Below are 21,682 nucleotides of genomic sequence, written 5' to 3' on the forward strand. Positions count from 1 at the left end.
TACCTACACAACGCCAGGCGGTAAAGCCGATGAAATTTCATCGGCAACTTTGGGCCTTTTTAGAAATGGATTTTTATGAACAATAAAAACACGTTTTCCCGGGATAAGTTATCCCATGCAATTAAAAATGCCCTGTCTGGCGTTGTGTGTTCCCTACTCTTCGTTTTGCCAGTCCACGCCGTAGAATTCAACGTCGATATGATTGACGCAGAAGACCGTGAGAATATCGACATCTCTCGTTTTGAGAAAAAAGGCTATATCCCCCCTGGTAGATACCTCGTTCGTGTGCAAATAAATAAAAATATGTTGCCACAAACGTTAATACTGGAATGGGTAAAAGCCGATAATGAAAGTGGTTCGTTACTCTGCTTAACCAAAGAAAATTTGACTAATTTCGGTCTTAATACGGAATTTATTGAATCATTGCAAAACATAGCTGGCAGCGAATGTCTCGATTTAAGCCAACGTCAGGAGTTAACGACACGACTTGATAAAGCTACGATGATATTATCGCTAAGTGTTCCCCAGGCATGGTTAAAATACCAGGCAACAAACTGGACGCCACCAGAGTTTTGGGATACCGGTATCACCGGGTTTATCCTTGATTACAACGTGTACGCCAGCCAGTATGCCCCACATCACGGAGACAGCACCCAAAACGTCAGCTCCTATGGTACGTTAGGCTTTAACCTCGGCGCATGGCGCTTACGTAGCGATTACCAATATAATCAGAATTTTGCTGATGGACGCTCGGTAAACCGCGACAGCGAATTTGCGCGAACTTATCTGTTTCGCCCTATCCCCTCCTGGTCGTCAAAATTCACTATGGGCCAGTACGACCTGAGCTCCAATCTTTACGATACCTTCCACTTTACTGGCGCATCGCTGGAAAGTGATGAAAGCATGCTGCCGCCAGATTTACAGGGTTATGCGCCACAAATTACCGGCATCGCGCAGACCAACGCGAAAGTAACTGTGGCACAAAATGGTCGTGTACTTTATCAAACCACTGTCGCGCCAGGCCCTTTTACTATTTCTGATTTGGGGCAATCGTTTCAGGGGCAGCTGGATGTCACAGTGGAAGAAGAAGATGGCCGCACCAGCACCTTCCAGGTTGGCTCCGCATCCATTCCCTATTTAACCCGTAAAGGGCAAGTGCGCTATAAAACGTCACTGGGAAAACCGACATCCGTCGGGCATAACGATATCAATAATCCCTTTTTCTGGACGGCGGAAGCCTCCTGGGGCTGGCTGAACAATGTGTCGTTGTATGGTGGTGGCATGTTCACCGCTGATGATTATCAGGCTATCACTACCGGTATTGGCTTTAACCTTAACCAATTCGGTTCGCTTTCTTTTGATGTCACTGGAGCAGACGCGTCTTTACAGCAACAAAATAGCGGCAATCTGCGTGGTTACAGCTATCGCTTCAACTATGCAAAGCATTTCGAATCGACAGGCAGTCAGATTACCTTCGCGGGTTATCGCTTCTCAGATAAAGATTACGTGTCGATGAGTGAGTACCTCAGCTCGCGTAATGGCGATGAGTCAATCGATAATGAAAAAGAGAGTTATGTCATTTCCTTGAACCAGTACTTTGAAACGCTGGAATTAAACTCTTATCTCAACGTTACACGCAATACTTATTGGGACAGCGCCAGCAATACCAACTACTCCGTATCTGTAAGCAAAAACTTTGATATTGGCGATTTCAAAGGTATATCTGCATCGCTGGCAGTAAGTCGAATCCGCTGGGATGACGACGAAGAGAATCAATATTACTTCTCTTTCTCTCTACCTTTACAACAAAACCGCAACATCTCCTACAGTATGCAGCGAACGGGAAGCAGTAATACTTCGCAGATGATTTCCTGGTACGATTCATCAGATCGCAACAATATCTGGAATATTTCAGCGTCGGCAACGGACGACAATATACGTGATGGCGAACCAACACTGCGCGGCAGCTACCAGCACTATTCGCCGTGGGGACGCCTGAACATTAATGGCAGTGTACAGCCGAATCAGTACAATTCTGTTACCGCAGGCTGGTACGGTTCACTTACCGCTACACGTCATGGTGTCGCCCTTCACGATTATAGCTATGGCGATAACGCCCGCATGATGGTCGATACCGATGGCATCTCCGGCATTGAAATCAACTCTAACCGTACCGTTACCAACGGGCTGGGCATCGCCGTGATACCTTCGTTATCGAACTACACCACCTCCATGTTGCGGGTGAACAATAACGATCTGCCAGAAGGTGTCGATGTCGAAAACTCGGTTATTCGTACTACGCTCACCCAGGGTGCCATCGGCTACGCAAAACTGAATGCCACCACCGGATACCAAATCGTCGGCGTTATTCGTCAGGAAAATGGCCGCTTCCCTCCACTAGGTGTGAATGTCACGGATAAAGCGACAGGTAAAGATGTGGGCCTGGTAGCGGAAGATGGCTTCGTTTATCTCAGCGGTATTCAGGAAAACAGTATTCTGCATTTAACCTGGGGTGATAATACCTGTGAAGTCACGCCGCCAAACCAAAGTAACATTAGTGAAAGCGCGATAATTTTACCTTGTAAAACAGTCAAATAATTCAGGATGAATATAATGAAATTACCATTAATCACAACAGGAATGATTTGTTTTCTGGGGATCTGCAACTTTGCCCAGGCGACTGTCTCCCCCGACAGGACACGCATCATTTTTAATGCTTCGAATAAAAGCGCAACGGTTCGCCTGACCAACCAAAGTAAAATCGATCCTTATCTTGCTCAATCGTGGATTGAAGATGCCAGCGGTAAAAAAACGCGTGATTATATTTCAACACTGCCGCCGATGGAACGTATTGAGCCTGATGAACAGGTACAAATTCGCCTGATGGCGCTGGCCTCGTTAAATAACTTACCACAGGACCGAGAAACGCTATTCTACTATAACGTGCGGGAAATTCCGCCGCGTGCCAAAGAACAGAATGTCATGCAAATCGCCATGCAAAGCCGTCTGAAACTGTTCTGGCGACCGAAAGCGATTGAGTTAAAAGAAGGAGAGATGGTTCCTCTGCAAAAAGTGACGATTACCCGCACCGCCGCCGGGCTGACCCTGAATAACCCGACGCCTTATCATATTACCGTCGGCTATATCGGCACTAATGGCAAGACACTGATGCCTGGTGCGGACAGTATTATGGTGGCACCATTTGCTTCTGCGACTCAACACTTAAACAACCTGCCCTCTACGTTCCAGTTAGGCTTTGTGGCGGACTACGGCGGGCTGGAGATGTTTAAAGTAGTATGTAATTCCGTCCAGTCCCTCTGCCAAAGTACTCCTGCGAAGAAGGGGAAAATATGATTACACTTTTTCGACTACTGGCGATTCTTTGCCTTTTTTTTAACGTTTCAGCTTTTGCTGTTGATTGCTATCAGGATGGGTACAGAGGAACAACCCTCATAAATGGAGATTTACCAACGTTCAAAATTCCAGAGAATGCGCAACCTGGGCAAAAAATTTGGGAGAGCGGAGATATTAATATCACAGTTTATTGTGACAATGCACCAGGATGGTCAAGTAATAACCCATCAGAAAATGTCTATGCCTGGATCAAATTGCCCCAAATAAATAGTGCCGATATGTTGAATAATCCGTATTTAACATTTGGCGTGACTTATAATGGTGTAGATTATGAAGGGACAAATGAAAAAATTGATACTCATGCGTGCCTGGATAAATATGAACAATACTATAATGGGTATTATCATGACCCTGTATGCAATGGCAGCACTCTTCAAAAAAATGTAACATTTAACGCCCATTTTCGCGTCTATGTAAAATTCAAAAGCCGCCCGGCAGGAGATCAGACGGTAAACTTTGGCACAGTCAACGTGCTGCAATTCGACGGTGAAGGCGGGGCGAACATGGCCCCCAACGCGAAAAATTTACGCTATGCGATTACGGGGTTAGATAATATTTCATTCCTTGACTGTAGTGTCGACGTCCGCATTTCCCCGGAAAGTCAGATAGTCAATTTTGGGCAGATCGCTGCGAATTCCATTGCAACTTTCCCACCGAAGGCAGCATTCAGCGTTTCTACCATAAAAGACATTGCGTCTGATTGTACCGAACAGTTTGATGTTGCAACCAGTTTCTTTACTTCAGATACATTATATGACAATACGCATCTGGAAATAGGTAACGGCTTGCTCATGCGAATTACTGATCAAAAAACGCAAGAAGATATTAAATTTAACCAGTTCAAATTATTTAGTACTTATATTCCCGGTCAGAGTGCGGCAATGGCAACCCGCGATTACCAGGCCGAATTAACCCAAAAACCTGGTGAACCACTCGTCTATGGCCCATTTCAGAAAGACCTGATAGTTAAAATCAACTACCACTAAACAGCAAAATGCCGGGAACACCCCGGCATTTTCATATTTAGTATTTCATCTCATTAGCTGGCTTTACGCTCATGTGCCTGACGGTATGCCACCAGGTCTTCAATAGTCACGAGCGCCATATTGTGTTTATTGGCAAACTCAATGCACTCTGGTGCACGCGCCATCGTGCCATCGTCATTAGTCAGCTCACACAGCACACCAGCTGGTTTAAAGCCTGCCAGCGTCATCAGATCGATAGTCGCTTCAGTATGACCGCCACGCGTCAGTACACCACCTGCCTGCGCGCGAAGTGGGAAAACGTGGCCCGGACGATTCAGATCTGACGGTTTTGCGCCATCGGCAATCGCTGCGCGAACGGTCGTAATACGGTCAGCGGCAGAAACACCGGTAGTCACACCTTCAGCTGCTTCAATGGTCACGGTAAAACCGGTGCCATAGGCGCTGGTGTTATTTTCTACCATCATTGGCAGATCGAGTTGTTTACGGCGATCGTCAGTAATGCACAGGCAAACAATACCACTCCCGTGGCGAATGGTCAGCGCCATCTGCTCAACGGTCATGGTTTCTGCCGGGAAGATCATATCGCCTTCGTTTTCACGGTCTTCATCATCAAGCACCATCACACCGCGTCCTTCACGCAGCGCAGCCAGTGCATTTTCAACACGTTCGAAAGGCGTACCAAAAGAGGAAAGTAGCGTCTGATTCATGGTAAAAAAACCTCACTAAAATTATGGTTACCAGAATCAGGGCAGTCTTAGGAGTGGCGGCATATAGCCAAAATAACGTGAGCGGGTCCATGCCCGACAGAATCGTTACTCTCTCCCATCCGGACTCTAACCGTCGGCCCCGGAATTACACCGGATCTGCTGTCCTTTGAGTTCGCACCCAAAGCGCTCGCGGGCTTTCAACTGAGTTGATTTACCGCCGGTGGGGAATTTCGCCCCGCCCTGAGAATAAGCGGATTCACTATAACGCTAATGATTAGCGCCAGCAACGCATAGCTTCACATAATTCTGGTTTATGACTTACCCTTATCGCACTACAATGGCACTCAACACCTATCAGTACAGGGAAACTACAATGATTGACCCGAAAAAAATTGAGCAAATCGCTCGCCAGGTTCACGAATCAATGCCTAAAGGAATCAGGGAGTTCGGGGAAGATGTGGAGAAAAAAATCCGCCAAACCCTACAAGCGCAGCTGACGCGTCTCGATCTGGTAAGCCGCGAAGAATTCGACGTTCAGACGCAAGTCCTGTTACGGACTCGTGAAAAACTGGCGTTACTGGAGCAGCGCATCAGCGAACTGGAAGCGCGCAATAATCCGATAGCAGAACTTCAATCTCCTCCGGCTATCCCGCCAGTTGATAAAGCAGAATAAAGCACCACAAAAACGGGCCAGACGGCCCGTAATATCAGTGTTCTAATTCAAGTTCTCTGGTTTGCATCATCTGTTGGCAATACCAGGCATAACGTGCGCAAAACCAGGTTCTATGTTCTTCATCCATGTTACCAGTAACGGCCAGAATATCGACCGGGCGACCTTCTGCGTGCATTCTGGCAAAACTACGCGCGAGAAAATCGAAATTATTTAAAGAATTAAGACTATGATCCATAAGCACATCCTCCGGTTATTGCATACCTTTTAAGGCCATATGCTTTTTCTGATTTCAGTATTCCCCAATCAGTGTAGTGCCTTTAAACATAACGTGCGTAAATATATTGTCCCCGATCACACTTTTTAGTGAAAAATAAAAAAACCATATTAAAAGACTTTCTCTTCCAGAACCTCTCTAACATGTGTTATTATTAACAAAGACAAATGTAAGCAAGGAAACTATTCCAAAGTAAATATTGCGTCACTAAATGGACATTGGAGTGACATATGATTTTATTCGCCGACTATAACACCCCTTATCTTTTCGCTATTTCCTTTGTACTCTTGATCGGCCTTTTAGAAATTTTTGCACTTATCTGCGGTCACATGCTCTCCGGTGCTCTTGATGCACATCTTGACCATTATGATTCCATAACCACAGGTCATATTAGCCAGGCACTTCATTATCTCAATATTGGAAGATTACCAGCTCTCGTCGTCCTCTGCTTACTCGCTGGTTTTTTTGGTCTTATTGGCATCCTGTTGCAACATGCCTGCGTTACGCTCTGGCAATCACCACTCCCCAACCTGTTCGTGGTTCCTGTCAGTTTACTGTTTACAATTATTGCAGTGCATTATACCGGTAAAGTCGTTGCACCCTGGATTCCACGCGACCATAGTTCAGCTATTACAGAAGAAGAATATGTTGGTAGCATGGCATTAATTACCGGCCATCAAGCCACTTCAGGTAACCCTTGCGAAGGAAAACTCACCGATCAATTTGGCCAAATACATTATTTGCTACTGGAGCCTGAAGAAGGAAAAACTTTCACTAAAGGAGACAAAGTGTTAATTATTTGCCGACTTTCTGCAACGCGATATTTGGCGGAAAATAATCCCTGGCCCCAGATATTGTGATTTATTAATCAAAAGGAAATTTAATAATGGATGATATCGTTAATTCTGTGCCCTCCTGGATGTTTACCGCGATTATCGCCGTATGCATTCTGTTTATTATTGGAATTATTTTCGCCAGGCTCTATCGTCGCGCTTCGGCAGAGCAAGCATTTGTTCGTACTGGTTTAAGTGGGCAAAAAGTGGTGATGAGCGGTGGCGCAATCGTGATGCCGATCTTTCATGAAATAATTCCCATCAATATGAATACCCTGAAGCTGGAAGTCAGCCGTTCTACTATTGATAGCCTGATTACGAAAGATCGTATGCGTGTTGATGTTGTAGTGGCTTTCTTTGTGCGGGTAAAACCTTCAGTAGAAGGGATTGCCACCGCCGCCCAGACGCTGGGGCAACGCACCCTGTCGCCTGAAGACTTACGTATGCTGGTGGAAGATAAATTTGTCGATGCCCTCCGTGCAACAGCGGCACAAATGACCATGCATGAGTTACAGGATACCCGCGAGAACTTCGTGCAGGGAGTACAAAATACCGTAGCTGAAGATCTGTCGAAAAATGGCCTGGAACTGGAAAGCGTTTCACTTACCAACTTTAACCAGACCTCGAAAGAACATTTCAATCCGAACAATGCCTTTGACGCCGAAGGTTTAACCAAACTGACTCAGGAGACGGAGCGCCGTCGTCGCGAACGTAACGAAGTTGAACAGGATGTGGAAGTCGCAGTGCGTGAGAAAAACCGTGATGCACTTTCGCGCAAGTTGGAGATTGAACAACAAGAAGCGTTTATGACGCTTGAGCAGGAGCAGCAGGTTAAAACCCGTACCGCTGAGCAGAATGCGAAAATTGCGGCTTTTGAAGCTGAACGTCGTCGTGAAGCAGAGCAGACGCGAATTCTGGCTGAACGACAGATTCAGGAAACAGAAATCGACCGCGAACAGGCCGTCCGCTCAAGAAAGGTTGAGGCCGAACGTGAAGTTCGCATTAAAGAGATCGAACAGCAGCAGGTCACCGAAATCGCTAACCAGACGAAATCGATCGCTATTGCCGCCAAATCGGAACAACAGTCCCAGGCAGAAGCGCGTGCTAACCTTGCACTCGCAGAAGCAGTAAGCGCCCAACAAAACGTAGAAACCACTCGCCAGACTGCCGAAGCCGATCGTGCTAAACAAGTGGCGTTGATCGCCGCAGCGCAGGATGCAGAAACCAAAGCGGTTGAACTGACCGTGCGGGCGAAAGCAGAAAAAGAAGCCGCAGAGATGCAGGCGGCGGCTATCGTTGAGTTAGCCGAAGCTACACGTAAAAAGGGTCTGGCGGAAGCAGAAGCACAACGTGCGCTGAACGATGCTATCAACGTACTTTCTGATGAACAAACCAGCCTTAAATTCAAACTGGCATTATTGCAGGCGCTGCCTGCGGTAATTGAGAAATCCGTGGAACCAATGAAGTCTATCGACGGCATCAAAATTATTCAGGTCGATGGGCTGAATCGTGGTGGCGCTACGGGTGATGCAAACACGGGTAATGTGGGGGGCGGAAACCTGGCAGAACAAGCGTTATCAGCCGCACTCTCTTACCGCACACAGGCACCGCTGATTGACTCCTTGCTCAATGAAATTGGCGTTTCAGGCGGCTCACTGGCGGCATTGACTTCATCCTTAAGCTCAACAACTCCCGTCGAAGAAAAAGCAGAGTAAGCCCTCTTCTATGAATAATCCCTGGCCCAAAAAGCCGGGGATTTTTTATATCTGCGTTCCGCTAAAAGGTGCAAATGATCAGGCTGTTGCAGCATTTTGCGTGACTGCTCGGGGAAGGTAAAACTGCCTCTGGGAAAGCGTTGCGCGGGGTCCGGCGCTCATCAACAATCGGGGAGTCAGCAAGGGGCTGAAACGGGAAAGCCCCTCCCGAGGAAGGGGCCTTGTATAAGGAAAGGGTTATGATGAAGCTCGTCATCATACTGATTGTGTTGTTACTCGTAAGTTTCGCAGCTTATTAACAGCCAATCAGAGGGGGGAGAAATCCTCCCTCACCCTTGTTCCTTTACTTTAGGTTGAAAAAAAATCAGCGTCAATAGGCCCGCCTGCTACAAAGCGAGATCTGTGAACCGCTTTCCGGTTAGCCTTTTTTATCCTGTTGGATCTTCTTGATGATGTTGGTCGTCGAGCAACCGTCTTCAAAGTTGAGCACCAGCACTTCGCCACCGTTGGCCCAGACTTCTTTACTCCCGGCAATCTCTTCTGGTTTATAGTCGCCGCCTTTCACCAGTAGATCTGGCAAGATCCCGGCGATCAAGCGCTGCGGCGTGTCCTCTTCAAACGACACCACCCAGTCGACCGCTTCCAGTGCGCCCAGCACAATCATACGCTGTTCGAGCGGGTTAACGGGGCGGGAATCCCCTTTCAGCCGTTTGGTGGAGGCATCGCTGTTCACAGCGACAATCAAACGGTCACCCAGTTTACGGGCATTTGCCAGATAAGAGACGTGCCCAGCGTGCAGGATGTCAAAGACACCGTTGGTCATCACCACTTTTTCACCGCGTTTACGCGCTGCCGCTACAGCAAGCTTCAGTTCCTCTTCGGTCATCACACCAAAGCCGGTATCTGCACGTCCACGTACTGCGTTTTCCAGCTCGATCGGCGAAACCGTGGATGTCCCCAGTTTGCCGACCACGACACCAGCCGCCGCATTGGCAAAGAAGCAGGCTTCTTCCAGCGAATTACCCGCTGCCAGCGTTGCCGCCAGGACGCCAATCACCGTGTCGCCCGCACCGGTAACGTCATACACTTCCTGCGCCTGGGTTGGCATATGCAGCGGCGCTTTACCCGGTTGCAGCAGCGACATACCCTGTTCGGAACGGGTCACTAACAGAGCCGAGAGTTCGTAATCGGCAATCAGTTTCATGCCGCGCTCAACAATCTCTTCTTCGGTCTTACATTTACCGACAACAGCTTCAAATTCCGAGAGATTCGGCGTTAACAGCGTAGCGCCGCGGTAGCGCTCAAAATCGGTACCTTTTGGATCAATCAGCACTGGAACACCCGCTTTACGCGCCAGTTGGATCATCTGCTGTACGCTTGCCAGCGCACCTTTGGCGTAGTCAGAAAGCACCAGCGCGCCAATCGAACTCAGTGCCTGATTAATCCGCTCGTGCAGCGGCTGCGGATCAACCCCTTCGAAACCTTCTTCGAAATCCAGACGGATCAGCTGTTGGTTACGAGAAAGTACCCGTAATTTGGTGATAGTCGGATGCGTCGGTACAGAAACAAAGTCGCATTTGACGTTGACGTCGGCCAGAGATTTACTGAGCGCGCGCGCCGCATCGTCAATGCCCGTCAACCCGACCAGGCGTGCATTAGCACCGAGAGAAGCGATATTCATCGCCACGTTAGCCGCGCCGCCCGGACGTTCTTCGATGGTATTCACTTTAACCACGGGCACCGGCGCTTCCGGCGAGATACGGCTGGTGGGACCGTACCAGTAACGATCCAGCATCACATCACCAACCACCATCACTCCTGCACGTTCAAACTCTGGCAGCGTTACTTTCATTCCTGTCTCCTGAGAGATTCAAAATTTGCGCGCGATAATACCATACTTCATTCTTCCACCAGCCACTTCTGCCAGCTTGCCCGCACCAGTTCACGCTCTGCGGTGAAGCAATCCTCCGACACATGGCCCGGCAATTCCTGTAATGCCAGATGATGAAGTTCATCGCGCAGCGTCGTGTAAGCACGGGTCAGCGCCATCGCTTCCTGCTCTTCCATAATGTCGTTTTGCGCCAGTAGTTCCAGAATGCGCACGTTGTCTGACCAGCGCGTTAACTTCGGTTTTTCGTGAGCGTAGCGCAACACCAGATATTGAGTAATAAATTCGATATCGGTAATTCCGCCTTCATCGGCTTTGATATCAAAGCGATCGCGATGTTTATTGCCGAGATGGGCACGCATTTTCTCGCGCATTTCCCGCACTTCTGTTTGCAGGGTTTTGCCTTCGCGCGGCAGCGTCATAATCTCCCGGCGTACTGCGTCAAAGTGCGCGGTGAGCTGCGGATCGCCGTACACTACACGCGCACGCACCAGCGCCTGATGCTCCCACGTCCAGGCCTCGTTTTTCTGATAATCAGCAAATGCTTCTGCGGATGTCACCAGCATTCCCGCCGCCCCGGACGGACGCAGTCGTGCATCCACTTCATACAAAATGCCGGAAGAGGTTCGCGTACTGAACAGATGCATAATGCGTTGCGCCAGACGCAGATAAAACTGTCGCCCGTCGATTTCCCGCTCGCCGTCAGTCATCGCATCCATTGGGCAATCATGGAGGAAGATCAGGTCAAGATCGGAACTGTAGCCTAACTCCCAGCCACCCAGCTTGCCGTAGCCGACCACCGCAAAACCACGCCCTTCGCGTTCGTTCAGGTGATTTGGCTTACCGTAGCGGGCAACCATTTGAACCCACGCCTGCTGAACGACGGCATCAATCATGGCTTCTGCCAGCCAGGTTAAGTGATCGCTCACTTTCATTACCGGTAGCGTACCGGCGATATCCGCTGCCGCAATGCGTAACAGCTGCGCCTGTTTGAACTGACGCAGCGCCTCAAGCTGTTGTTCTTCGTCATCTTCCGGCACGCGCAGCAAATACTGGCGCAGTTCATCACGGTAGGCATCCGTCGCCGTTGGTTGGTAGAGGGTATTTGGATCGAGCAATTCATCCAGCAATAATGGATAACGCGCTAGCTGGCTGGCAATCATCGGCGATGCAGCACACAGAGAAATCAAATGCTTAAGCGCCGCAGGGAATTCACTAAGCAGCTCAAGATAAGTGGTGCGAGTAACAATCCCCACCAGCAAGGCGGTAATGCGCGACAGCGTGACAGCAGCGTCTTCACGCGCACAGACATCACTTAGCAGATGTGGCATCAGATGGTCGAGCACCTGACGTCCTCGCGGCCCGATAGTGCGCTTATCCAGCTCTTTGCGAAAATCAGCAATCAGCATTAGCACCTGTTTGCGATCATCCTCGCTAAGATGCGCCAGCACTGGCGTGGTGTCATCTTCCTGCAACGCATCCTGCCACAGCTCACGCCACTGTTCCGACAGCGACTCTTCCTGAGTTTCACTTTCGTCGTCGCCAATCAATTCATTAAACACCCGGCGCACATTGGCCATATGTGCGGTCAGCACCCCGGTCAATTGCGGCCAGTCAGCAAAGTCCATCGCCCACGCCAGCCGCGCACGGTTAAGCTCATCAGAAGGAAGCGTCTGGGTTTGTTCGTCGTTAATGCTTTGCAGCAGGTTTTCCAGACGCCGCAGGAACAGATACGCCACTCGCAATTGTTCAGCATCGTTTTCAGAAAGCAGATGCAGCGCGGCAATGGCGCTGAGCGTTGGCAGTAAAGCGCGCGATTGCAGCGACGGTTCGCGCCCGCCGCGAATGAGCTGGAACACCTGGACGATAAATTCAATTTCGCGAATGCCGCCTGCGCCAAGTTTGATGTTGTCGGTCAAACCGCGTCGACGCACTTCACGGGCAATCATTCCTTTCATGTTGCGCAGCGACTGAATCACGCTGAAATCGATGTAACGACGGAAAACAAACGGACGCAGCATCGTACGCAACTCGTTAGCATAGACGCCGTCGCTATCCCCCATAATCCGCGCCTTGACCATCGCGTAACGCTCCCAGTCGCGCCCCTGCTCCTGGTAATAATCTTCCAGCGCCGCAAAACTCAGCACCAGCGGGCCACTTTCACCAAACGGACGCAGCCGCATATCCACGCGATAGACGAAGCCATCCTGCGTTGGTTGATCCAGCACTTTAATCAGCCGCTGCCCCATGCGGGTAAAAAACTGCGCGTTATCCAGTTCCCGGCGTCCACCCTGGGTACAACCATGTTCCGGCCAGGCAAAAATCAGATCGATATCAGAGGAGAAATTCAGTTCCCCGCCGCCCAGCTTACCCATGCCTAAAATCAGCAGCGGTTGCGCTTCGCCCTGCGCATTGCACGGCGTTCCCCATTCGCGGCAGCAGGCGTCATACAGCCAGTCACGCGCCGCAACAATCAGCGTCTCCGCCAGATGGCTGAGCTGCTGCAATATGCTCTCTTCAGTAACCAGTGCCAGCGTTTGCGCCCAGGCGATGCGCACCATAATGCGCCGCCGGAATAGCCGCAGCTCGCGCATTAACCCAGCCTCGTCACTCACATTACTGAGCGCCTCCTGCAACCATGCAGCGTAATGCTGCCATTCGTCGGCCTGCGGCGGTTGGCTTTCCAGTTCCGTCAGCCACTCTGGATGCGCAATCACGCTGTCCTGCACAAAATCACTGAAAGTAAGTACTGACTTCGCCTGTGCGCTAAGTGATTCCTCGGCTAAAGGCTCTGGCAGCCGCTCAACAACGGTCTGCCAGTACTGCTGTAACGGTGAAGAGAGCGGCTTCATAAGCGATTTTATCCTTGCCTGATTAACGTTTTCCGCTGTGCAACCAGAACGGTTCCTGATTGTTTGCCTCATTACGGAAATGTTCAATTTCAATGCGTTGCCCGGTCAGAATAGCGTGACGCAGCCCCAGCCAATTCTCCAGCCAGGCTTGCGCGACGACAGGATCATAGTAACCCGCCAGCAACAGTATTGAGTCAATATCACGCGTCAGGCGTGGCAACTGGTCACGGTAGCGATCGCCTAACGGCTGGCAGAAAACGCTTTTCAGTTCAGCGGTATGGCGGGAAAGATGGATATCGGCAAAGCGTTTGAAGGAGTCGCTGATTTTGCCCTGCGCTTTGGCATCTAAAAACGGCTGCCAGGCTTTGCTTACCAGCCATTCGGTCAACGCCAGCTTCGCCATTGCCGTTTCGGTAGAGTAGACCGCCGTTACGGCAGAAACCGCAGAAGCAATGGTCGCCTCGCATTGAGTCAGCAGATCACGTAAGTGAGTGCTCGCTTTACGCGGCACGATACCGCCGAACAGCATCAGTGTATGACGGACCAGGCCAATGGCTGCCAGCACCTGCTCTTTCGCCGCATCGTTGCCGCGTACCCACAGTTCTTCATGATACTGCCATTGCGCTAACGCCAGCTCGAACGCCGCTTCCAGCCCCTGTTCCACATCAGCTTTTGCCGCAACATGCAAAATGGTGGTCGGTTTGATTTCACGCGCCGGATTGCCCTGCGCCAGATGATAGCCACGCGCTGCTTTGCTCAGGCTGCCCTGGCGTAATCCGGTTTGCGATACCAGTTGGTTCGCCAGTTTCAGCACCGCACGCATGTCGCCGCTAAGCAGTTCCAGTTCCAGCTCACAGATAGGTTCAGCAAATTCACCCGCTTTCACCTCACCCTGATCGAGAGCGATTTCAATTCGGCTGCCATCGACCTCTACTAGCCATTTTTCGCGATAAAAATCGGTGCTAAACAGCGGCTGCACGCGGGAAGCGAGATCGGCAGGCAATTCGCCGTTCGGCCAGACTACCGTCGGTAACTGCGCCAGGTCGAGCGTCGGTTCGCTCAACGCCACGTTATATTCCGGGCGCTGGTGTAAGCCGCCTGTCACTCTTCCTGCAACTTTCATGGTCATCTCATAGCGACCGTTTTCGCCACGAATACGCAAGCCCATGTCGTGCCCACGCAGCCAGTTATCCGGCGTTTCGTAGTAAATATTCAGCAACTGCACGGGATCATGGTGCTCGCCGCCCAGCGTATTGAGATGGTCACGCAACGCCTCAACGGCACTGTGATTAACAATAAACTTTAATTCGATTTCCTGAGCCATAGCCTTTACTTATCGGTTATGTCACATAAGTGACGATGAACGGCGAACTTAATGCGATCTTTTTTGTCAGTAGATAGTATTTTGCGCCAAATTGCCATGCAACGGGCAATTTGACGGGCGTAAAAGTTTGAAGCAGTGGCAAGACCTGACACAGAGGATTCCGATTGATGTCGAATGCTTTGCGTAGCGACACTGATGCCACTACTATCGTTCCACTTTCCATGACAATAACGACAGCCTGATGCCAAAATTACGCCTGATCGGATTAACTTTACTCGCACTTAGCGCGACTGCCGTCTCACACGCTGAAGAAACGCGCTATGTTTCTGACGAACTGAATACCTGGGTCCGTAGCGGTCCGGGAGATCATTATCGCCTCGTGGGCACGGTTAACGCCGGCGAGGAAGTGACCTTATTACAAACTGACGCCAACACCAATTATGCCCAGGTGAAAGACAGCTCTGGCCGTACTGCCTGGATCCCGTTGAAACAACTTAGCACGGAGCCAAGCCTGCGTTCCCGTGTGCCAGATCTGGAAAATCAGGTCAAAACGCTGACCGATAAACTCACCAATATCGATAACACCTGGAATCAGCGCACCGCAGAAATGCAGCAAAAAGTGGCGCAGAGTGACAGCGTGATCAACGGGTTAAAAGAAGAAAATCAGAAACTGAAAAACGAGCTGATTGTCGCGCAGAAAAAGGTCGATGCCGCCAGCGTACAGCTGGATGACAAACAGCGCACCATCATCATGCAGTGGTTTATGTATGGCGGTGGCGTGCTGGGGCTTGGCTTGCTGCTCGGTCTGGTACTGCCGCACCTGATCCCAAGCCGCAAACGCAAAGATCGCTGGATGAACTAAATCGCCTTCTTCGTTGCACTGTCTTATTATTAGGAATTGTGTATTTGACGAAGGGATGATGGCGTGAAGATTTATCTGGTCGGTGGTGCTGTTCGGGATGCATTGTTAGGGCTACCGGTCAAAGACAGAGATTGGGTGGTGGTCGGCAGTACGCCACAGGAGATGCTCGACGCGGGCTACCAGCAGGTAGGCCGCGATTTTCCTGTGTTTCTGCATCCGCAAACGCATGAAGAGTATGCACTGGCACGTACCGAACGGAAATCTGGTTCCGGTTACACCGGTTTTACCTGCTATGCCGCACCGGATGTCACGCTGGAAGATGATCTTAAGCGTCGCGATCTGACCATTAATGCGCTGGCCCAGGACGATAACGGCGAGATTATCGACCCGTACAACGGTCTGGGCGATCTGCAAAATCGTCTGTTGCGCCATGTTTCCCCCGCTTTTGGCGAAGATCCGTTACGCGTGTTGCGCGTAGCGCGTTTTGCTGCGCGTTATGCCCACCTCAGTTTCCGTATTGCCGATGAAACTCTGGCGCTGATGCGCGAGATGACCCATGCGGGTGAACTGGAACACCTGACGCCTGAACGGGTATGGAAAGAGACGGAAAGCGCCCTCACCACCCGCAATCCCCAGGTGTTCTTCCAGGTACTGCGCGATTGCGGCGCACTGCGCGTTTTATTCCCGGAAATTGACGCCCTGTTTGGCGTTCCGGCCCCTGCCAGGTGGCACCCGGAAATCGACACGGGTATTCATACCTTAATGACGCTCTCAATGGCGGCGATGCTGAGTCCGCAGGTCGATGTCCGTTTCGCAACGTTATGCCACGATCTCGGTAAAGGACTGACGCCGCCAGAACTTTGGCCACGTCATCATGGTCATGGCCCGGCGGGTGTGAAGTTAGTGGAACAATTGTGCCAGCGTCTGCGCGTGCCTAATGAAATTCGTGACTTAGCCAAACTGGTGGCTGAGTTTCACGATCTCATCCACACCTTTCCAATGCTGAACCCGAAAACCATTGTTAAATTGTTTGATTCCATTGACGCCTGGCGTAAACCGCAGCGTGTCGAGCAACTGGCGCTGACCAGCGAGGCTGACGTGCGCGGCAGAACCGGTTTTGAATTGGCGGACTACCCGCAAGGCCGCTGGTTGCGCGAAGCCTGGGAAGTGGCACAGTCAGTACCAACAAAAGCCGTCGTTGAAGCGGGATTTAAAGGTGTGGAGATTCGCGAAGAGCTGACCCGCCGCCGAATTGCAGCGGTAGCCAACTGGAAGGAACAACGCTGCCCAAAGTCTGAGTAATTGTTGGATATTTTGCCGGATGCGGCGTAAACGCCTTATCCGGCTACATATCAACGACGGTTGTAGGCCTGATAAGACGCGCAAGCGTCGCATCAGGCGTTGATTGTCGGATGCGGCGTGAACGCCTTATCCGGCCTACGCAATCGAGGACAATTCCAGGCATCCGACACTATTCTTCACATCAAAAGAACACGACGTACACCGCAGCCGCCACAATAAAGCGATAAATGGCGAACGGGATAAACGAAATGCGCTTAATCAATTGCAGGAAGGTTTTAATCGCTATCAGCGCCACCACAAAAGCGGTGATAAACCCAACAGCAAACATCGGGATATCGCCGGTGGTCAGGAAGCCCCAGCTTTTGTAGAGATCAAGCGCCGTTGCGCCCATCATCATCGGCACCGCCAGCAGGAACGAGAACTCAGAAGCCGCGTAACGGCTCACGCCCATCAGCATCCCACCTGAAATGGTCGCCCCGGAGCGAGAGAAACCCGGCCACAGCGCCAGACACTGGAAACAGCCAATCATAAACGCCTGACGATAGGTCATATCATCAAGACCCGGCGCACGCGGCTCTTTCGGCTTCAGGCATTCGGCGGCAATCAGCAACAGACCGCCAACGACCAGTGCATACATGACATTTATCGGGTTAAACAATGATTTAATCGTGTCGTGGAACAACAGCCCCAGTACCACCGCCGGAATCATCCCCAGCAAAATGTGGATCAGCGTTAAACGACCTTTGCTTTCTCCTTCGTGCTGCAACGGGCGACCAAAGTGGATGCCAATCAGGCCAAACAGACGCCGCCAGAACATCACTACTACCGCCAGAATTGATCCTAACTGGATCACGACTTCAAAGGTTTTCGCCGTGTCGCCCTCAAACCCTAACAAGTGACCGACAATAATCATATGGCCCGTGCTGGATACCGGCAGAAATTCTGTCAATCCTTCGACCACACCCAATATTGCCGCTATCAGCAGCGAGTGCATATCGCTCATCAATAAACCCCTAAATTATAAAAATGTAACGCTTGTCCGAACTACTGCAGTATGACCAGGTTATAACCGTTTGGTTTAACAGCTGTAAAATTAATTATTTTCTTTCAGATTATTGCCACGCTCAATGATGACACCAACATTCGCCGCCCGCGCCACTGCGCCTGGTTTGCTGAGTTTGATACGCACCCACGGCGAGTTGAAGCGTGCTAACAGCAGCTCCGCCACCTCTTCAGCCACGCGTTCCACCAGCGCAAAACGCGCTCCCTCGACGTGGCTGACCACCGTTTCTGCAATGTCAGCGTAACTGAGGCAATCCGCCACATCATCACTTTTCGCCGCTTTACGGTTATCCCACGCCATTTCGATATCGAACACTAACTTCTGTTCGATGGTCTGTTCCCAGTCGTAAACACCAATAGTGGTGATTACCGAAAGTTGCTCTATAAATACAATATCCATCACGTCCTGCCTGCTTTTTGGCTAACCGGATACCACTTCCGGCGAAATGTGCGTATTATCCACAGATTCATCGTTGAACACGAATTTTCAAAACGGAACAGCTTATGAGTGCAATCGCGCCTGGAATGATCCTCATCGCGTACCTCTGCGGCTCCATTTCCAGTGCCATTCTGGTTTGCCGCTTGTGTGGGTTGCCCGATCCGCGAACCAGCGGCTCCGGCAATCCAGGCGCAACCAATGTGTTACGTATCGGTGGCAAGGGAGCAGCCGTAGCAGTACTGATTTTCGACGTTCTGAAAGGAATGTTGCCCGTCTGGGGCGCGTATGAATTAGGTGTCAGCCCCTTCTGGCTAGGCTTAATTGCCATCGCCGCCTGTCTTGGACACATCTGGCCCGTTTTCTTCGGTTTTAAAGGAGGAAAAGGCGTTGCTACCGCTTTTGGTGCCATCGCACCAATTGGCTGGGATCTCACTGGAGTAATGGCGGGAACCTGGTTACTGACCGTGCTATTGAGTGGTTACTCGTCGCTGGGAGCGATTGTCAGTGCACTGATTGCTCCGTTTTATGTCTGGTGGTTTAAGCCACAATTCACCTTCCCGGTTTCGATGCTCTCTTGCCTGATCCTGCTGCGTCATCATGACAACATCCAGCGTCTGTGGCGTCGTCAGGAGACAAAAATCTGGACGAAATTCAAAAGAAAGCGCGAAAAGGATCCCGAGTGATTTCTGGTGGATCTACATGACCTGATAGCCTTCGTCGGGCTTGCCCAGCCGTTGCTGGCACCATGCCGCCAGAAATTCCACACAGACACGTAATTTCATGCTGCGATAGAGCGGCTCCCGGTAAACAGCCCAGATATTGGCGCTTTGTGCATACTCCGGCAATACTCGCACCAGTTTGCCACTCTCCAGAAACGGCAACACATCCCACTCGGAACGCAGCATAATCCCTTTGCCCTCCAGCGCCCATTGCAGCACAATCTCGCCGCTATTGGAGGAAAGATGTCCGCTTACCTTCACCGATTTTTTCTCCTGACCGTTCCCCAACTCCCATATTCCGTGGGTCATATCGCGCTCTTTGGTCACCAGGCAGTCATGACGACTTAATTCCTGTAAGGATTGTGGCTGCGGATATTTTTGCAGATACTCAGGTGCTGCGCATAATATTCTTTTATTTTTTGTCAAAAGATGCGCAATATAATAATCAGGAATTGCGTCATTAATACGAATATCCAGATCAATATTATCTTGCACTAAATCAATTTGTCGATCGAACAATTCAAAATGCACCTGTAACTCAGGATAATTGCGCATCAGTTCGGTAATAGCTGGCGCAATATGACTGCGCCCAAAACCAAAACTGCAACCAATGCGGATCATCCCCTCCGGGCGCGTTTTGATTTGCGTGACGTCATCGACCAGTCGCTGATATTGGGTGAGGATTTCCAGCGCATGTTCGTAACAACGCTGGCCACTTTCAGTCAGCGCCACGCCGCGAGCGGAGCGGTTCAGCAGAGTTGTTGCCAGCGTATTTTCAAGGATTTGGATCCGCTTGGTGACAAATGCAGGCGTTTGCCCAAGCGTCGCCGCTGCAGCACTAAAACTCCCGCTATGGACGATTTCCACCAGTACCTGCAAGTCTTTGGCTAAAGGCCAGCTATTTAGCATTGTTAAATATCCGCAGTTTTGATAAACGCAGTGTATTTCGCAAAACATTACCATTCCCTGCTCTGGCGCAATATTCGTTCTTATTTTCGCGTTGATTCACGAACTGTTAATTACATATTCACGGTGGCAAAAAATATAAAACCACATTTTTAGTGGTAGTTTGTGGCGGTGAATTTTTCCAGACAAATACATAAACTGGAGTTGCCATGATGAGCGAAAGTAATAAGCAACAGGCAGTGAATAAGTTGACGGAGATTGTCGCTAACTTTACCGCCATGATTTCTACCCGAATGCCTGATGACGTGGTGGATAAACTAAAACAGCTAAAGGATGCCGAAACATCGTCGATGGGAAAAATCATCTACCACACGATGTTCGATAACATGCAAAAAGCGATCGACCTGAATCGTCCTGCCTGTCAGGACACCGGCGAAATCATGTTTTTTGTTAAGGTCGGTTCCCGTTTCCCACTGCTTGGCGAGCTGCAAAGCATACTCAAACAAGCCGTGGAAGAGGCAACCGTCAAAGCGCCACTGCGTCACAATGCGGTAGAAATTTTTGACGAAGTAAACACCGGCAAGAATACCGGCAGCGGCGTACCGTGGGTCACCTGGGATATCGTCCCCGACGGTGACGATGCGGAAATCGAAGTTTACATGGCAGGCGGCGGCTGCACGCTACCTGGCCGATCGAAAGTGTTAATGCCGTCAGAAGGCTACGAAGGCGTAGTGAAATTCGTCTTCGAAAATATCTCCACCCTCGCCGTAAACGCCTGTCCGCCGGTACTGGTGGGCGTTGGCATCGCTACCTCGGTGGAAACCGCCGCAGTGCTCTCGCGTAAAGCCATTTTGCGCCCGATTGGCAGCCGCCATCCCAATCCAAAAGCGGCAGAGCTGGAAGTACGCCTGGAAGAAGGACTCAACCGTCTGGGGATTGGTCCACAAGGGCTGACTGGCAACAGTTCAGTGATGGGCGTACATATCGAATCTGCCGCTCGCCATCCGTCAACCATCGGCGTTGCTGTTTCTACCGGCTGCTGGGCGCATCGTCGCGGCACACTGCGAGTTCATGCCGATCTCACCTTTGAAAATCTGTCTCATACCCGGAGCGCGTTATGAAAAAGATCCTGACAACCCCGATCAAAGCTGAAGATCTGCAAGATATTCGCGTCGGCGATGTGATCTACCTGACCGGTACGCTGGTGACCTGCCGTGACGTTTGTCACCGCCGATTGATCGAACTGAAACGTCCGATCCCTTACGATCTCAACGGCAAAGCGATTTTCCACGCTGGCCCCATCGTGCGCAAAAACGGCGACAAATGGGAGATGGTGTCCGTCGGCCCGACAACCAGTATGCGTATGGAAAGTTTTGAACGTGAATTTATCGAGCAGACCGGCGTGAAACTGGTGGTCGGCAAAGGCGGAATGGGGCCGCTGACCGAAGAAGGCTGCCAGAAATTCAAGGCGCTGCATGTGATTTTCCCGGCTGGCTGTGCGGTACTGGCGGCAACTCAAGTGGAAGAGATTGAAGAGGTACACTGGACAGAACTCGGGATGCCTGAGTCGCTGTGGGTCTGCCGGGTCAAAGAGTTTGGCCCGCTGATTGTCTCTATAGATACCCACGGCAACAACCTGATAGCCGAAAACAAAAAGCTGTTCGCCGAACGCCGCGATCCCATCGTGGAAGAGATCTGCGAGCACGTCCACTACATCAAATAACCC

Annotated in this window: 20 protein-coding genes and 1 riboswitch; of the genes, 12 read left to right on the plus strand and 8 right to left on the minus strand. The window is 50.6% G+C overall.

Annotated features, from left to right (window positions below; all coding sequences use genetic code 11):
* Positions 1-75: 75 nt before the first annotated feature.
* The 3 genes from ACJHYO_RS02340 to ACJHYO_RS02350 are packed head-to-tail and all read left to right on the plus strand — an operon-like array spanning position 76 to position 4,400.
* Complete coding sequence (locus tag ACJHYO_RS02340) at positions 76-2,598, plus strand: fimbria/pilus outer membrane usher protein (RefSeq protein WP_001060676.1); 2,523 nt, start codon at positions 76-78, stop codon at positions 2,596-2,598.
* Positions 2,599-2,613: 15 nt separating this feature from the next.
* The gene (locus ACJHYO_RS02345; protein WP_001366880.1) at positions 2,614-3,354 is read left to right on the plus strand and encodes a molecular chaperone; all 741 of its coding nucleotides are present in this window, start codon (positions 2,614-2,616) and stop codon (positions 3,352-3,354) included.
* Positions 3,351-4,400 carry a pilus protein gene (locus tag ACJHYO_RS02350; RefSeq protein ID WP_000631275.1) on the plus strand — a complete coding sequence of 350 codons (1,050 nt, stop codon included), beginning with the start codon at positions 3,351-3,353 and terminating at the stop codon, positions 4,398-4,400. Before ACJHYO_RS02345 ends, ACJHYO_RS02350 begins: the two co-directional genes overlap by 4 nt.
* A gap of 53 nt (positions 4,401-4,453) precedes the next feature.
* On the opposite strand, the gene ribB is transcribed toward ACJHYO_RS02350, so the two are convergent.
* Entirely contained in the window at positions 4,454-5,107 is a 654-nt protein-coding gene (ribB, locus tag ACJHYO_RS02355) for a 3,4-dihydroxy-2-butanone-4-phosphate synthase (protein WP_001076989.1), read from the minus strand.
* 103 nt (positions 5,108-5,210) lie between these two features.
* Positions 5,211-5,359: riboswitch (FMN riboswitch) on the minus strand.
* A gap of 121 nt (positions 5,360-5,480) precedes the next feature.
* Between ribB and ubiK the strand changes: the two genes are divergently transcribed.
* A complete protein-coding gene (ubiK, locus tag ACJHYO_RS02360; protein WP_001314168.1) occupies positions 5,481-5,780 on the plus strand; it encodes a ubiquinone biosynthesis accessory factor UbiK in 300 nt (99 codons plus the stop codon).
* A gap of 34 nt (positions 5,781-5,814) precedes the next feature.
* Here ubiK and glgS read toward each other — a convergent pair whose 3' ends face one another.
* Positions 5,815-6,015 carry a cell surface composition regulator GlgS gene (gene glgS / locus ACJHYO_RS02365; protein WP_001296424.1) on the minus strand — a complete coding sequence of 67 codons (201 nt, stop codon included), beginning with the start codon at positions 6,013-6,015 and terminating at the stop codon, positions 5,815-5,817.
* A 269-nt stretch (positions 6,016-6,284) separates the two neighbouring features.
* Here glgS and ACJHYO_RS02370 point away from each other — a divergent pair, with 269 nt between their 5' ends.
* The 3 genes from ACJHYO_RS02370 (at position 6,285) to ACJHYO_RS02380 (ending at position 8,901) form a co-directional block, all read left to right on the plus strand.
* Complete coding sequence (locus ACJHYO_RS02370) at positions 6,285-6,914, plus strand: OB-fold-containig protein (protein WP_000599932.1); 630 nt, start codon at positions 6,285-6,287, stop codon at positions 6,912-6,914.
* A gap of 26 nt (positions 6,915-6,940) precedes the next feature.
* The gene (locus ACJHYO_RS02375; protein WP_001296425.1) at positions 6,941-8,602 is read left to right on the plus strand and encodes a flotillin family protein; all 1,662 of its coding nucleotides are present in this window, start codon (positions 6,941-6,943) and stop codon (positions 8,600-8,602) included.
* Positions 8,603-8,841: 239 nt separating this feature from the next.
* A complete protein-coding gene (locus tag ACJHYO_RS02380; protein WP_001387081.1) occupies positions 8,842-8,901 on the plus strand; it encodes a type I toxin-antitoxin system Ibs family toxin in 60 nt (19 codons plus the stop codon).
* Positions 8,902-9,020: 119 nt separating this feature from the next.
* Here the strand turns inward: ACJHYO_RS02380 and hldE are convergent, their stop codons facing one another.
* From hldE to ygiF, 3 genes are read right to left on the minus strand one after another with little or no spacing between them, the layout of a single operon-like run.
* Positions 9,021-10,454 carry a bifunctional D-glycero-beta-D-manno-heptose-7-phosphate kinase/D-glycero-beta-D-manno-heptose 1-phosphate adenylyltransferase HldE gene (gene hldE, locus ACJHYO_RS02385; RefSeq protein WP_000869178.1) on the minus strand — a complete coding sequence of 478 codons (1,434 nt, stop codon included), beginning with the start codon at positions 10,452-10,454 and terminating at the stop codon, positions 9,021-9,023.
* A gap of 47 nt (positions 10,455-10,501) precedes the next feature.
* On the minus strand, positions 10,502-13,342 hold the full coding sequence (gene glnE / locus ACJHYO_RS02390) for a bifunctional [glutamate--ammonia ligase]-adenylyl-L-tyrosine phosphorylase/[glutamate--ammonia-ligase] adenylyltransferase (RefSeq protein WP_085455540.1): 2,841 nt from the start codon (positions 13,340-13,342) through the stop codon (positions 10,502-10,504).
* 22 nt (positions 13,343-13,364) lie between these two features.
* Positions 13,365-14,666, minus strand: coding sequence for an inorganic triphosphatase (gene ygiF / locus ACJHYO_RS02395; protein WP_085455541.1), 1,302 nt, complete (start codon positions 14,664-14,666; stop codon positions 13,365-13,367).
* A 241-nt stretch (positions 14,667-14,907) separates the two neighbouring features.
* On the opposite strand from ygiF, the gene ACJHYO_RS02400 reads away from it, so the two are divergent.
* Both ACJHYO_RS02400 and cca read left to right on the plus strand, forming a co-directional pair.
* Positions 14,908-15,528 carry a TIGR04211 family SH3 domain-containing protein gene (locus ACJHYO_RS02400; protein ID WP_001125331.1) on the plus strand — a complete coding sequence of 207 codons (621 nt, stop codon included), beginning with the start codon at positions 14,908-14,910 and terminating at the stop codon, positions 15,526-15,528.
* A gap of 63 nt (positions 15,529-15,591) precedes the next feature.
* Positions 15,592-16,830, plus strand: a complete 1,239-nt coding sequence (gene cca, locus ACJHYO_RS02405; protein ID WP_085455542.1) for a fused tRNA nucleotidyltransferase/2',3'-cyclic phosphodiesterase/2' nucleotidase/phosphatase Cca — start codon at positions 15,592-15,594, stop codon at positions 16,828-16,830.
* A 181-nt stretch (positions 16,831-17,011) separates the two neighbouring features.
* Here cca and bacA read toward each other — a convergent pair whose 3' ends face one another.
* On the minus strand, positions 17,012-17,833 hold the full coding sequence (bacA, locus tag ACJHYO_RS02410) for an undecaprenyl-diphosphate phosphatase (protein WP_001305111.1): 822 nt from the start codon (positions 17,831-17,833) through the stop codon (positions 17,012-17,014).
* Positions 17,834-17,923: 90 nt separating this feature from the next.
* Positions 17,924-18,292 (minus strand): bifunctional dihydroneopterin aldolase/7,8-dihydroneopterin epimerase, encoded by a 369-nt coding sequence (folB, locus tag ACJHYO_RS02415; protein ID WP_001295541.1) that lies wholly within the window; start codon positions 18,290-18,292, stop codon positions 17,924-17,926.
* Positions 18,293-18,396: 104 nt separating this feature from the next.
* On the opposite strand from folB, the gene plsY reads away from it, so the two are divergent.
* A complete protein-coding gene (plsY, locus tag ACJHYO_RS02420; RefSeq protein WP_001272796.1) occupies positions 18,397-19,014 on the plus strand; it encodes a glycerol-3-phosphate 1-O-acyltransferase PlsY in 618 nt (205 codons plus the stop codon).
* 12 nt (positions 19,015-19,026) lie between these two features.
* Here plsY and ttdR read toward each other — a convergent pair whose 3' ends face one another.
* A complete protein-coding gene (gene ttdR / locus ACJHYO_RS02425; RefSeq protein WP_000935202.1) occupies positions 19,027-19,959 on the minus strand; it encodes an L-tartrate utilization transcriptional activator TtdR in 933 nt (310 codons plus the stop codon).
* 206 nt (positions 19,960-20,165) lie between these two features.
* Between ttdR and ttdA the strand changes: the two genes are divergently transcribed.
* Together ttdA and ttdB are read left to right on the plus strand one after the other, a co-directional pair.
* The gene (ttdA, locus tag ACJHYO_RS02430) at positions 20,166-21,077 is read left to right on the plus strand and encodes a L(+)-tartrate dehydratase subunit alpha (protein ID WP_000986810.1); all 912 of its coding nucleotides are present in this window, start codon (positions 20,166-20,168) and stop codon (positions 21,075-21,077) included.
* Positions 21,074-21,679 (plus strand): L(+)-tartrate dehydratase subunit beta, encoded by a 606-nt coding sequence (gene ttdB / locus ACJHYO_RS02435; protein ID WP_000722957.1) that lies wholly within the window; start codon positions 21,074-21,076, stop codon positions 21,677-21,679. The genes ttdA and ttdB overlap by 4 nt, the downstream gene beginning before the upstream one ends.
* The last annotated feature ends 3 nt before the right edge of the window (positions 21,680-21,682 follow it).

The sequence above is a fragment of the Escherichia sp. WS1118 genome, from assembly GCF_046487695.1.
GTDB classification, from domain to species: domain Bacteria; phylum Pseudomonadota; class Gammaproteobacteria; order Enterobacterales; family Enterobacteriaceae; genus Escherichia; species Escherichia coli.

Excerpts from the sequence above, each read along its gene's own strand:
- ACJHYO_RS02340 (WP_001060676.1), top strand. The coding sequence starts at position 76 with ATGAACAATAAAAACACGTTTTCCCGGGATAAGTTATCCCATGCAATT.
- ACJHYO_RS02345 (WP_001366880.1), top strand. The coding sequence starts at position 2,614 with ATGAAATTACCATTAATCACAACAGGAATGATTTGTTTTCTGGGGATC.
- ACJHYO_RS02350 (WP_000631275.1), top strand. The coding sequence starts at position 3,351 with ATGATTACACTTTTTCGACTACTGGCGATTCTTTGCCTTTTTTTTAAC.
- ribB (WP_001076989.1), bottom strand. The coding sequence starts at position 5,107 with ATGAATCAGACGCTACTTTCCTCTTTTGGTACGCCTTTCGAACGTGTT.
- ubiK (WP_001314168.1), top strand. The coding sequence starts at position 5,481 with ATGATTGACCCGAAAAAAATTGAGCAAATCGCTCGCCAGGTTCACGAA.
- glgS (WP_001296424.1), bottom strand. The coding sequence starts at position 6,015 with ATGGATCATAGTCTTAATTCTTTAAATAATTTCGATTTTCTCGCGCGT.
- ACJHYO_RS02370 (WP_000599932.1), top strand. The coding sequence starts at position 6,285 with ATGATTTTATTCGCCGACTATAACACCCCTTATCTTTTCGCTATTTCC.
- ACJHYO_RS02375 (WP_001296425.1), top strand. The coding sequence starts at position 6,941 with ATGGATGATATCGTTAATTCTGTGCCCTCCTGGATGTTTACCGCGATT.
- hldE (WP_000869178.1), bottom strand. The coding sequence starts at position 10,454 with ATGAAAGTAACGCTGCCAGAGTTTGAACGTGCAGGAGTGATGGTGGTT.
- glnE (WP_085455540.1), bottom strand. The coding sequence starts at position 13,342 with ATGAAGCCGCTCTCTTCACCGTTACAGCAGTACTGGCAGACCGTTGTT.
- ygiF (WP_085455541.1), bottom strand. The coding sequence starts at position 14,666 with ATGGCTCAGGAAATCGAATTAAAGTTTATTGTTAATCACAGTGCCGTT.
- ACJHYO_RS02400 (WP_001125331.1), top strand. The coding sequence starts at position 14,908 with ATGCCAAAATTACGCCTGATCGGATTAACTTTACTCGCACTTAGCGCG.
- bacA (WP_001305111.1), bottom strand. The coding sequence starts at position 17,833 with ATGAGCGATATGCACTCGCTGCTGATAGCGGCAATATTGGGTGTGGTC.
- folB (WP_001295541.1), bottom strand. The coding sequence starts at position 18,292 with ATGGATATTGTATTTATAGAGCAACTTTCGGTAATCACCACTATTGGT.
- plsY (WP_001272796.1), top strand. The coding sequence starts at position 18,397 with ATGAGTGCAATCGCGCCTGGAATGATCCTCATCGCGTACCTCTGCGGC.
- ttdR (WP_000935202.1), bottom strand. The coding sequence starts at position 19,959 with ATGCTAAATAGCTGGCCTTTAGCCAAAGACTTGCAGGTACTGGTGGAA.
- ttdA (WP_000986810.1), top strand. The coding sequence starts at position 20,166 with ATGATGAGCGAAAGTAATAAGCAACAGGCAGTGAATAAGTTGACGGAG.
- ttdB (WP_000722957.1), top strand. The coding sequence starts at position 21,074 with ATGAAAAAGATCCTGACAACCCCGATCAAAGCTGAAGATCTGCAAGAT.